Consider the following 12307-nt stretch of genomic DNA (forward strand, 5'->3'; position numbering starts at 1 on the left):
ATATGGATATTATTAAAATAGCAATGTTCTCATATGCAGATATTAATAACTATGGAGATATATTGTTTTCACATGTTTTTAAGCATGAAATTGAGAAAAGAATAGCTAATGTTAACATTGATTTTTATACTCCCTCAGAAATAGAACTTGAAGGTTTTTATTACAGGTCTTATCATAAGAGTAAAGTTAAAGAAAAATATGATGCCTTAATTCTCGCAGGGGGAGAAGTTGTTCATTTGTTTGAAGAAAGAACTTGGAAGCCAATTTATGAAAAAAATAATCAAAAGGTTTTAAGTGAAAATGCATATGATGTAGTTTGGGATTGGATTGATAAAGACTCTTCTTTTAAAGCTTGGCTTTCAGTAGGAGTTAGGCCTTTTGGGGATAAATGGGATGATGATAAGATTAATCAATCTATATCTGATTTAGATTATATCTCTGTAAGAGGGATTCTTTCAAAAAAAATATTAGAACATGGAGATTACGAAGAGTTTAATGATAAAATTAAGATTACTCCAGATTTAGGCTGGATTTTTCCAGACTATTTGACTATTAGAAATGAAGTAGGTCAACATTATAAAAAATGGGCATTTGGGTCCAAGTATATAATTTTTCAAGTTCATAATATTACGGATATAGAGGCCAAAAATATTAGTGATGCTTTATTGAAATTTAAAGAGGAAACAGGTTTTGAGGTACTGTTATTGCCTGTAATTCATTTATGGAAAGATGAAAAGTATTTAGAGTTAATTTTAGAAGCATCAGGAGGAGAGTTTAAACTTTTACCGAATAATCTAAGTGTGCTTGAGATGCTAGATTTAATTGTACATTCTGAAGTTGTGTTGTGTTCAAGTCTGCATGTTGCAATAACTGCATTAGCGAAAGGAATTCCTGCTGCTATTTTTAACAAGTGGCAAGGGACTAAACTTCAAGATTTATATGGGCTACAATTTAGAAGTGAATATTTATTTAGTGATAGTTCAGATACTTATAGTGTATTATCTCGATTGCTTAAAGAAAAACAAACTTCTAAATCATTACATATTTATGCAGATTTTATGAAGGCTAAGCTTTATGAAACTTTTGATGAAATTTCAGATAAAATTATAAAAAATAAATCTTAGTAGAAATGTACAGTAATTATTTAAAACGTTTTTTTGATCTTATTATATCAATTTTTATTATAGTAATTTTTTTACCAATATTCATAATTATCTTTCTTATTTTATTTGTTCAAAATTCTGGGGAGGTTTTTTTTATACAGACTAGGATAGGTAAAATGAATAAAGAGTTTGGATTAATTAAATTTAGGTCAATGAATAATAAGAAAGATGACCAAGGCAATCTACTCAAAGATATGGATAGAATTACTCCTTTCGGACATTTTATAAGAAAAGCCTCGTTAGATGAATTACCTCAAATATTTAATATTTTAAAAGGAGAGATGAGTTTAGTAGGACCTAGGCCTTTGCTGTCAGAGTATCTTCCTTATTATTCTGAATATCATATTCGTAGACATGAAATAAAGCCGGGAATTACTGGGTTAGCTCAAATTGAAGGTAGAAATTATCTCAAATTTAGTGAAAGGTTTAATTTAGATGTTCATTATGTAGATAATGTTTCTTTAAAATTGGATTTGCAGATTTTAGTTAAAACTTTTTTTAAGATATTTAAATCTTCAGATATTAGTATGGGTAGAAAAATGTCAGAGATAGATGATATTGGAATAACAAAAGGTTTGGCTAAACATTATTTTAATATTGATGAAAATGAATAAAGAATTTGGTTCGGATTTCCATTATTCTTACAAAGAAATCACAATTGATGAAAAATCTTTTTTTGATTCTATAAATTTTGTTTTCTCATTTTCTGGTCGTTCAGGATTACATGGTATTTTAAAGGAAGGCATTTCTCGGTATGGTTGGAAGAGAATTTATTTTCCAAGCTATTATTGTCATTCGGTAGTAGATTTTGTTGCAACTTTGCCTGTAGAAATTGTTTTATATAGTTGTAATCCTTTTGAGTTTTTTGATAGGATTGATTTTATAGATTCGTCTCAATCAGTAATTATTAATGTAGATTTTTTTGGTTTAAAAAAATTGAATCTCTCTTCAATTAAAGAAGCTATAATTATTGAGGATTTAACGCACAATATTGAATCTGTTCTTCATTCTACAGCCCATTATTGTTTTGGTTCACTTAGGAAAGAGTTACCTGTTCCTGTTGGAGGTTTTTGTTATTCGCCGAAAAACTTAGAGTTGCCAAGTTTTCAGTCGAATTTTGAAAGTGATATATTAGCTAGTGAAAAGTTTGCAGCAATGATTCTTAAGAGAGAGTATCTATATGGAGGTATAAGCGATAAAGATATATATAGAGGCTTGTTTGAAAAAAGTGAAGATGATTTTAACAAGTTATATACTAATTCGGCTATGCCTGAGTGGGTCAAGTCTCTTTTGTTTAGTCTGGATGTAAAAAAAATAAATACTCTAAAACAGGTAAATATTGATTTTGCTTTAAGAGAATTAAAAGTCATTAATCAATTAAAGGTTAATTTTAATAATACGGGTAAGTCATTTGGACTTATATTGGAATGTGAGACAGTATTAGTAAAAAATCAGTTAAAAGATTATCTTGTTGAGAATAAGATTTATCCGGCAATTTTATGGCCAAATCAACAGAATGATAATGATATATTACTAGCTGGTAAAATGCTTTTTTTGCACATGGACTACAGGTATTCTTTAAGCGATATAAAAACAATTATTTTTAAATTACAAAATTTTTTTAATCATGAATAGTTTTTCTGTAATAGAAGTTAATGATGCTAAATGGAGTGAAATTATTAAGCGCTCATTTAAATATGATTTCTATCATACTCAATCATATAACCTTTTAGAAACAGAACACCGACCTATTTTATGTGTTAGTTATTTTAATGATGAATTTATAGCACTTCCTTTGGTGGTGAGAAAGATTCCTGAGAGTGATCTGTTTGATTGTACATCTGTATATGGTTACTGTGGGCCAATATCCAGCGTAGATTTTAATAATGTTTCAAATGATGGCATAATTAATTTTACGGATCAGTTAAATGACTATTTTAAGAAAAATAATATAGTTACAGTTTTTTCAAGATTACACCCTCTGATAGAAGGAGAAAGTGTTTTAAATAATCTTGGAAATATTTATGATATAAATAGTACTGTTGCTGTTGATTTAAGAATATCACCCGATGAGCAACGTAAACAATATAGAAAGTCAAATAAATCTGAATTAAATCAGTTAAGAAGAAAAGACTTTGTTATAGAGGAAGCAAGATCAGAGAAAGAAATTGATGAGTTTATCTCTATTTATAATGAAACAATGGATAGAGTCAATGCGTCGCCGAATTATTATTTTAATAGGAATTACTATTTATCCTTTTTAAATAATAAATGCTTTAAGAGTAAATTATTGTTGGCTAAAAAAGGAGGAGAGATAGCTGCAGGGGCTATTTTTACTATTTCAGATAAGATTATGCAATATCATTTAGCAGGTACTAAATCTGAATTTATTAGATATACTCCAATGAAATTAGTGTTAGATGAAGCACGTCTTTTAGCAAATGATTTAAATCTTGAATTTTTACATCTCGGTGGAGGTGTCGGTGGTAGCGATGAAGATAGCTTATTTAGATTTAAGTCAGGCTTTTCTCAACTTAGGTTTAATTTTAAAGTATGGAAATATGTTGTCGATGAGGATAACTATAATAAGTTAGTTGAGATTAAATTTTCATCAGAAGTGCCAGAAACAGATTTTTTTCCTATTTATAGATTGAATAGTTGATAGATTAGTGATTGTTTTGCTTAAAAAAATAATAAATGTATTTTGATATATCTATATTTGTAAATTAAAGGGCATGTTTAATGAGAAATAATAAAATATGGCTTTCCTCACCTCATATGGGAGGAACAGAATTGAAATATATTAATCAAGCTTTTGAAACTAATTGGGTAGCTCCATTAGGGCCAAATGTTGATGGGTTTGAAGCTGATCTTGAATCTTATTTAGGATATGGGGCATATGTTGGTGCTTTAAGCTCGGGAACTGCCGCCTTGCATCTGGGGCTTATAATGTTAGGTGTTGGGTATGGTGACGAAGTGATTTGCCAAAGTATGACCTTTTCAGCCTCGGCAAATCCGATTAGATATTTAGGAGCTCAACCAGTTTTTGTAGATAGTGAGTCTGATACATGGAATATTTGTCCAGATTCATTAGAAGAGGCTATTAAAGATAGGTTGAAGAAAGGAAAAAAACCTAAAGCTATAGTTGCCGTACATTTATATGGTATGCCGTATAAAGTTGATGAATTAAGAGAAATAGCAGATAGATACGAAATTCCTATTCTTGAAGATAGTGCAGAGGCATTGGGAAGCTCTTATAAAGGTCAAAAATGTGGTACTTTTGGAGATATTAGTATTTTATCTTTTAATGGGAATAAAATAATTACTACTTCTGGTGGAGGTGCTATAGTTGTAAAGGATAAGAAATTTAAAGATAAAGCCGTATTTTTGTCTACACAAGCTAGAGATAATGCCCCTCATTATCAGCATTCTGAAGTTGGTTACAACTATAGGATGAGTAATATATGTGCGGGTATTGGTCGAGGACAAATGGAAGTTCTGGATAAGCATATAGCTTTAAGAAGATCAATGCATGATTTTTATGTTTCGTTATTTAAAGAAAAGCCAGGGATTACAGTTTTTAAAGAGCCTAATTCCGATTTTTTTTCTAATCATTGGCTTTCTGCAATTATTGTAGACTCTTCTATTGTTGGTGTTAATAGAGAGGATGTTAGATTAGCATTAGAAGCTGAAAATATTGAGTCTAGGCCGTTATGGAAACCAATGCATCTTCAGCCTGTGTTTGAAGGCTGTCCATACTATGGTGGAAAAGTTTCTGAAGATTTATTTGATAAAGGATTATGCCTGCCTTCTGGATCAAATTTAGGAGAGAGTGAAAGAGAACGTATATCAGGATTGTTAGAAGTTTTTTTTGACAGAAAGTTATCTGTTTAAGTGAATACATTTAATAATATTTATTTCGCGATATAGAGTGGAGAGAAAGAATAATAATGCCTATAAATTTAATGATTACCGATTTTGGACATCTTTACATAATCTGGGGTATTTACCACGATGGATAATACTCTTGTTGGATTTGGTAGTAGTGTCTTTTACCGGTATTTTCTCGTATGTCTTAATTCATAGAACGGGAGTGTCTGTTAAACCTGATTTATATGTTATAAGTATTGTTTTCTACCTTTTAATAACTCTTCTCTCATTTAGGGCTTTTCGTACTTACGCTGGTATTATAAGGCATTCTTCTTATATTGATGCAGTGAAGATTTTCTTTGCTCAATTTACTACAGCTTTTCTTTTACTTGCTTTTAATAGTCTTTATGAAACTATTAAAGGTGATTTGTTATACCTTAATGTAGGAATATTAATAAATGCTGTTTTTTCATTTAGCTGTCTTTTTTTATATAGAGTTTTAGTAAAACAGGTTTTTGAGAATTATTTTAATAGTAGTAATGGCAAAAAGTTAGTTAGGGCCATTATATATGGTTCTGATGCTAATGCTATTGCCGTAGCCAATGCATTAAAGTCTGAAATTCCGGGAAGGTTTAAATTGGTAGGATTTATTGATAAATCAAGTTATAACAAATCTAAGATGATTTTAGGTTTGCCAATTCTTCAACATAAAAAGAGAATTTCTGTAGTGATGCGAGTTTTTAATGCTGAAGCTTTAGTTATTGCTGATAAGAGTTTATTAAAAGAAGAGAAACTTGCTATTGTTGATGAATGCTTAGAGTTTAATTATAAAGTATATACTGTACCGCTGATATCCGATTGGGAAGATCAAAAAGAGATATCAAGAAAAATTAAAAATTTTCAGATACAGGATTTGCTTGAAAGAAAGCCTATCGTATTAGACAATAATTCGATTTCGTCTCAAATTAAAAATAAAACTATATTAATTACCGGGGCTGCAGGTTCTATTGGTAGTGAGATTGTAAGGCAAGTAATTCAGTTTAGTCCTAAAAATGTTATTATGTTGGATCAGGCTGAAACGCCTTTACATCAGCTAAGTCTTGAAGTTGCCAGATTAGATTCTCAAGCTAATATTATTTCTGTTATTTCAGATGTAAGAAATAAAGATGCAATGTTGGAGGTTTTTAGAAAATATAAACCCCAGGTTGTTTATCACGCGGCAGCATATAAGCATGTGCCTTTAATGGAAGAAAACCCTTCACAGGCAATTTTTGTTAATGTTCTGGGTACTAAAAATATTGCTGACCTGGCATGTGAATTTGGGGTTGACAGCTTTGTAATGGTTTCTACTGATAAAGCGGTTAATCCAAGTAATGTTATGGGGGCAAGTAAAAGAATAGCCGAAAAGTATGTTCAGGCACTTCATAATAAAATGATTGTTGAAACAGGTAAATGTAAAACTAAATTTATTACTACCCGTTTTGGTAATGTTTTAGGTTCAAATGGTTCGGTTGTTCCTTTGTTTACAAAGCAAATTGAAGCAGGAGGGCCAATTACTTTAACACATCCTGATATAATTCGTTACTTCATGACTATTCCGGAAGCGTGCCAGCTAGTACTTGAAGCTGGAGCTATGGGTAATGGAGGAGAGATTTATATTTTTGATATGGGTAAGCCGGTTAAAATTATAGATTTAGCTAAAAAAATGATTCGTTTGGCGGGCTTCATTCCGGATAAGGACATTGAAATAAAAATCATAGGATTAAGGCCTGGAGAGAAATTATATGAGGAATTGCTTAACGATACTTCAAAAACGTTGCCTACACATCATGAAAAAATAATGGTAGCGCAGGAGGTTTTTGATGATTTTGTTTGTCTGGAACATCAGGTAGACGATTTGATAGTAATTGCATGTGGTTATTCTTCTGAAGAGGTAGTTTATAAAATGAAACAAATTGTTCCTGAATTTATAAGTATGAATTCTGATTTTGCTACTTTAGATAAAAAAGCATAAATTTCTCTTTTAACTTTTTATTCATGCTTTCCATTTAAAAAAAATTATCTTTGTGCCTGTAATAAAAATGATCTTCTACTGGAAATTCGTTATCTCTTATTAATTTATATGATTAGAAAAGTCTTACCCTTTTTATTGCTATTTTTTGTATTCACTTCATGTGTACCGAGAAAGAAAATAGTGTATTATCAAAATTTAACTTCTTTTGAGGATTCTGGAAACAATTTTGAAACTCGAATTAAATCAGATGATTTATTAATGATAATAATATCTGCTCCGGGAGATGCAGCTAAAGATTTTAATTTACCCGCTCTTGGAATAACAGGTACTGATATGTTTTCTTCAAGTATGGATGCGGCTTCAGGTCAACAAAGAATTCAAACTTATCATGTTGATAATAATGGTTTCATTCAGTTTCCTGTTTTGGGTAAGCTTGAAGTAGGAGGCATGACAAAAGGTGAAGTGATAGAAATGCTGAATGAAAAGCTGAATAAGTATATAAAAGATCCTGTGATTAACTTAAGGATAGTTAATTTTGAAATTGCAGTGTCAGGTGAGGTGGCAAGACCAGGTAGATTCACTTTGCAAACCGAAAGGATAACATTGCCTGAAGCGCTTGCTATGGCTGGAGATATGACTGTTTATGGTAAGAGAGATAATGTTTTGGTAAGGAGAGATATTAATGGGAAAAAGACTTTTAATTATATAGATATGACAAAAGCCGATTTTATAAATTCTCCATTCTATTATCTTCAACAGAATGATGAAGTATATGTTGAGCCTAATAAAACAAAGATAAATTCATCGGGTGTTGGTCCTAATGTTAGTGTAATTATTTCTGCTACATCCGTATTGATTGCCTTAATTGCCATACTTACAAGATAGAAAGATGCAGAATAATTTACCCATACAAACTGAAAACGAAAATAGTGTCAACAGTTTTAATATCAGAGAACAAATAGATAAGTATTTCGTTCATTGGAAATGGTTTACTGTTAGCGTAATTGCGTGTTTGTTTTTGGCTTTTCTTTATTTGAGATATTCAACTCCTGAATACCAGATTAGCGCAACCATTTTAATTAAAGATGAAAAAAAAGGCGGGGTAGCCAATGAAGTTTCAGCTTTAAGCGAATTAGGGTTAATGGGAGGAAATAGTAATGTAGATAATGAAATTGAAGTTCTTAAAGCAAGGTCGTTAACAAGAAACACTGTAAAAGAACTTAAATTTAATATTAGTTATTTTACAAAAGGCAATGTTAAGACAAAAGAAACTTATGTCAATCCGTATATTAAAGTTAGTTTCTACGATGTAATTGACGACTTTTATACGAAAGATACAGTTTTTACTGTTAAAACAATTTCAGATACTAAATTTGAAATTTTTGATGCTGAGTCTAATAAGTTAGGAGTTCATTCATTTGGGGAGTCTTTTTCTTCAAATCTCGGAACAATGCTGGTAACTATAAATACTGATAGCATATCGAATAAAAAATCTGATAGTGCTAACAGGGATGTAATTGTGCAATTAAAAGCTTTAGATAAACTTGCTGAAGAATATAGAGCTAAGTTACAAGTGGCTACAGTAAATAAAATGACAAGCGTGGTTTCTTTATCGTTAACTGATAGGGTTAAGGAAAAAGGAGTTGATTTTCTTAATACGCTTATTTATACATATAATCAGGATGCTATAAACGACAAAAATCAGGTTGCAAGAAATACTGAGGATTTTATTAATAAACGACTTGAGTCTTTAACAAAAGAGCTGGATACAGTAGAGAGGAATGCAGAAGACTTTAAAAAGGTAGAGAGGCTTACTGATATAGAATCTGATGTGAAACTTTTTCTTAACTCAGCAAGTGAGTATGAAAAAAGTGTTGTGGATAATAGTTCGCAATTGGAGGTAGTAGGTTTTATGATTGATGAGTTGAAAAATTCTGAAGAATTTAATACTTTACCTACAAATTTAATTTCTCAGGGTGAAGCTTCCGAATTAATACAGCAATATAATGCCCTTGTGTTAAAACGAGAGAGAGATTTGGATAGAAGTATGACAGAACTACATCCAAATATATTAGCAATGAATATGCAGTTAGAAGGGTTGAAAGGAAGCATAGTTAAAAGCTTGACTAACCTGCAATCGTCATTAAAAATAGCAAAAAGGAACCTAGAACGTCAGGAAGGTATTATGGAGGGAAGGGTAGGACAGGCCCCGAGACAAGAAAGACAGTATAGGGTTATTGAAAGACAAAAAGAGGTAAAAGAGCAGTTGTATCTGTTCTTGCTTACTAAAAGAGAAGAGAATGCTATTTCTAAAGCAGTAACAGCCCCAAATGCAAAAGTAATTGATAGTGCTTTTGCTAAAGAGCAACCGGTTTCACCTAAAACAAATGTAGTTTTATTAGCTTCTTTATTGTTAGGACTGGCTATTCCGTTTTTGGTTATTTATCTAAGAGAGCTTCTCGATACTAAAATTCATAGCAATGCAGATTTAGATCATTTAAAGGTACCATTCTTAGGTGATGTACCAAGATCTGAAACAAGTAGTGAGTTGGTTAACTTGCATGGTAGATCGGGAACTGCTGAAGCTTTAAGGATTATTAGGACGAATATGGAATTTATGCTTAATAATGTACCGGCAGGTACTGCAAAAACCATATTTGTAACATCAACAATTCCTAAAGAAGGTAAGACTTTTATTTCTGTTAACTTAGCAACTACTATTGCAATGACAGGTAAGAAAGTTTTATTAATTGGTATGGATATCAGAAATCCTAAGCTGGATGAATATATAAATATACCTTCTAAGGGCTTAACCAATTATTTGTCAACACCAGGTAATACAAATATTAATGATTATATAGTTAAGTATGGAGAATTTGAGGATTTCTATATTATGCCTCCAGGTATAATTCCTCCAAATCCTGCTGAACTACTTATGAGTAATAAGGTTGAGGAAATGTTTAAAAAATTACAGACAGAATATGACTATATTATTGTAGATACTGCTCCTGTAAGTTTAGTTACTGATACTCTTATTGTGGCTAATTTAGCTCACTCGTTTATTTATGTTTCAAGAGCTAACTATCTTGATAAAAGAATGCTTATTGTACCTGAAACTATGTACAAAGAAAATAAGCTTCCTAACATGGCAATGGTACTTAATGATACCGATAAGAAAACAGGTTATGGCTATGGCTACGGATATGGTTATGGCTATGGTTATGGCTATGGAGCTAATATGGAAACTACCAAATCAGACTGGAAGAGCAAGATTTTCGGTAGAAAGTAAAATCTTACAGTTTTTATAATATAAAACGCCTTCTTTAAATTTTAAAGAAGGTGTTGTTATTTAAAGCTTCAATCAAGCGTTCATGTTTTTTAAAAGGTATTTTATTTTTAAAAGCTTCAACGTGTCTCATATGGTGTGCATCAGATCCTGTAAAGTCAATCAACTTTTCATTTAATAATCTCTCGGCTGTCTTTAATACACCTTCTCCATAATATCCGGTAACCGATAATAAGTTGAGTTGAAACAGACACCCCGCCTTCTTAAGCTTGTAATATTCGTCAAATTTAGTGTGATAAAACAAATATCTTTCCGGGTGTGCCAACACAGGCTTGTAACCGGCTACCTGTAATTCAAATAATATATCATATAAATTAATTGGCGGATTAATATATGACATCTCAACCAATACATAATTCTCCTTTAGGGTTAATAACTGCTCTGATTTGAATAACTCTACAAAAGTGTCATCCATTAAATGCTCAGCAGCTGCTTTAAAAGGTGAAGTGATATTGTTGTCTTTAAGAAATGAAAGAGTACTCTCTTCTTTTTTAAGGATCCCTTCTCTTGTATTATTCCAAACTCCCGGTAAGATATGAGGTGTGGCGGTAAATTGAGAAAATCCGTATCCTTTTAAAGTGTTTATTAACTGTAAAGTATCATTTTCATCTTTGGCTCCGTCATCTATTCCCGGTAGCAAATGTGAGTGTGTATCTACATAATCGCTTGGGATTAAATCCGCTAGAGCGACTTTTGGTTTACTGAAAAAAAGCAAGGTTAAATGGTTTTATGTTTAGATTGTAAAAATAAGTAAAACAGTAACCTTGTAAAAATATTGAAGTTAATTTATATTAAGGGTTAGCTTTTAAATGCTTTATGGTTCTTAATAAGGCAGCTGAGTTAAGTATGATAAGAGGCAGCATTATTACAAAATGAGGTTTGTTTATAATTAGAGCTGTATATATAATGATTAATGCAATAGAACCAAAACTAAGCCATTTTAGCGGTTTTTTTCTATTGGATAAGGCTACTATGGTTATAATGATAAAAAGAGGGTTAAAAAGCAATATATTGTAGTTTAGGAGCAATTCGTTATGTGATGAATAAAGACTTACGAAACAGAAAAGGATGCCAAACAATCCTGCAATTACTAAATAGGATAAATATCCTACTCTTTTTATAGTTAATACTAAAAGTATAATTACAAGTATGGCATAGCTGTAATAGCTGTTTAAAAATGAACTGCCTGATGTAATTTCGGTTTTTTCTACAATTGTGAAGGTGGACTTTGCCAAGGGACCGTTACTGGTTGTTGTATTGCTTACACCTTCCATTAACTCTTTAGGTAAAAACAGCTTTTCAGATGTGTAATCGGTTTTATAGCCAAACAGCAGGTTAATACCTAAGTTCTCATAAAAATGATTGTCTGCCAGATAAGTGTAAATAATTTCTCTGTATGTTTTTCCTTTATCTGAATTTTCTAAGGAAATTTTTACTTGTTTGTCAATAATGTCTGCAACCATAGTGGTGCAGTTGCGGTTTATAAATTTATAGGTATAATATTTTTTGTCTGAGAAAAGGATGCCGTTCAGTTCATCTGCTATCTGTTGTTTCTGGTTTAGGCTTAGGTTTAAAACCTGCTCATATACGTCTCTTCCGTAGTACTTGTATTCGTAGATAAAATCAGCATATGATGCTACCGATACAAAATATTGTAAATCACCTTTTACAAACTTTAAATAGAAGTTAGGTGTGTTAAAATCAAAAGTACCAAAATTGTAAACAGTATTAATGTTATTTGCAGGGTCGAACACCCTTATTGCTGTATGGCCAAAAACAGAATAAAGCTCGTTACCCGAACCACAAGTTAAAAGACTTACTTCGGCTTTTTCCGATAGCGGTATTTGTGCAAAGCTCTTAAATGAAAACAGGCTAAAGAATATAACTGCTAATAATACTTTTAAACTTTGCATG

Annotated in this window: 10 protein-coding genes; 8 read left to right on the forward strand and 2 right to left on the reverse strand. The window is 31.3% G+C overall.

The genetic code is table 11. The annotated features are described in order from the left end of the window. The first annotated feature begins 2 nt into the window (after positions 1–2). From FUA48_RS07665 to FUA48_RS07700, 8 genes are all read left to right on the forward strand, one after another. Entirely contained in the window at positions 3–1124 is a 1122-nt protein-coding gene (locus tag FUA48_RS07665) for a polysaccharide pyruvyl transferase family protein (RefSeq protein WP_147582976.1), read from the forward strand. A gap of 5 nt (positions 1125–1129) precedes the next feature. Further along, positions 1130–1777: a sugar transferase gene (locus FUA48_RS07670; protein WP_147582977.1), complete on the forward strand. Its 648-nt coding sequence runs from the start codon at positions 1130–1132 to the stop codon at positions 1775–1777. After that, positions 1770–2798: a hypothetical protein gene (locus tag FUA48_RS07675; protein WP_147582978.1), complete on the forward strand. Its 1029-nt coding sequence runs from the start codon at positions 1770–1772 to the stop codon at positions 2796–2798. Before FUA48_RS07670 ends, FUA48_RS07675 begins: the two co-directional genes overlap by 8 nt. Then, positions 2791–3825, forward strand: a complete 1035-nt coding sequence (locus tag FUA48_RS07680) for a GNAT family N-acetyltransferase (RefSeq protein ID WP_147582979.1) — start codon at positions 2791–2793, stop codon at positions 3823–3825. The genes FUA48_RS07675 and FUA48_RS07680 overlap by 8 nt, the downstream gene beginning before the upstream one ends. Positions 3826–3905: 80 nt before the next feature. Next, entirely contained in the window at positions 3906–5057 is a 1152-nt protein-coding gene (locus FUA48_RS07685) for a DegT/DnrJ/EryC1/StrS family aminotransferase (protein WP_147582980.1), read from the forward strand. A 37-nt stretch (positions 5058–5094) separates the two neighbouring features. Further along, the gene (locus FUA48_RS07690) at positions 5095–7047 is read left to right on the forward strand and encodes a polysaccharide biosynthesis protein (RefSeq protein ID WP_147582981.1); all 1953 of its coding nucleotides are present in this window, start codon (positions 5095–5097) and stop codon (positions 7045–7047) included. A 108-nt stretch (positions 7048–7155) separates the two neighbouring features. Next, on the forward strand, positions 7156–7932 hold the full coding sequence (locus FUA48_RS07695; protein WP_147582982.1) for a polysaccharide biosynthesis/export family protein: 777 nt from the start codon (positions 7156–7158) through the stop codon (positions 7930–7932). Positions 7933–7936: 4 nt separating this feature from the next. Continuing rightward, positions 7937–10336 (forward strand): GumC family protein, encoded by a 2400-nt coding sequence (locus FUA48_RS07700; protein ID WP_147582983.1) that lies wholly within the window; start codon positions 7937–7939, stop codon positions 10334–10336. Between the two features lie 34 nt (positions 10337–10370). Here the strand turns inward: FUA48_RS07700 and FUA48_RS07705 are convergent, their stop codons facing one another. Together FUA48_RS07705 and FUA48_RS07710 are read right to left on the reverse strand one after the other, a co-directional pair. Further along, positions 10371–11108, reverse strand: a complete 738-nt coding sequence (locus FUA48_RS07705) for a tyrosine-protein phosphatase (RefSeq protein ID WP_147582984.1) — start codon at positions 11106–11108, stop codon at positions 10371–10373. A 76-nt stretch (positions 11109–11184) separates the two neighbouring features. Continuing rightward, positions 11185–12306, reverse strand: coding sequence for an Lnb N-terminal periplasmic domain-containing protein (locus FUA48_RS07710; protein ID WP_147582985.1), 1122 nt, complete (start codon positions 12304–12306; stop codon positions 11185–11187). Position 12307: the final 1 nt, after the last annotated feature.

The sequence above is a fragment of the Flavobacterium alkalisoli genome (assembly GCF_008000935.1).
Classification (GTDB): Bacteria; Bacteroidota; Bacteroidia; order Flavobacteriales; family Flavobacteriaceae; genus Flavobacterium; species Flavobacterium alkalisoli.

Bases quoted from the DNA above. Each gene is read 5' to 3' on its own strand.
- FUA48_RS07670 (WP_147582977.1), top strand. From the start codon at position 1,130: ATGTACAGTAATTATTTAAAACGTTTTTTTGATCTTATTATATCAATT.
- FUA48_RS07710 (WP_147582985.1), bottom strand. From the start codon at position 12,306: ATGCAAAGTTTAAAAGTATTATTAGCAGTTATATTCTTTAGCCTGTTT.
- FUA48_RS07675 (WP_147582978.1), top strand. From the start codon at position 1,770: ATGAATAAAGAATTTGGTTCGGATTTCCATTATTCTTACAAAGAAATC.
- FUA48_RS07695 (WP_147582982.1), top strand. From the start codon at position 7,156: ATGATTAGAAAAGTCTTACCCTTTTTATTGCTATTTTTTGTATTCACT.
- FUA48_RS07665 (WP_147582976.1), top strand. From the start codon at position 3: ATGGATATTATTAAAATAGCAATGTTCTCATATGCAGATATTAATAAC.
- FUA48_RS07700 (WP_147582983.1), top strand. From the start codon at position 7,937: ATGCAGAATAATTTACCCATACAAACTGAAAACGAAAATAGTGTCAAC.
- FUA48_RS07685 (WP_147582980.1), top strand. From the start codon at position 3,906: ATGAGAAATAATAAAATATGGCTTTCCTCACCTCATATGGGAGGAACA.
- FUA48_RS07680 (WP_147582979.1), top strand. From the start codon at position 2,791: ATGAATAGTTTTTCTGTAATAGAAGTTAATGATGCTAAATGGAGTGAA.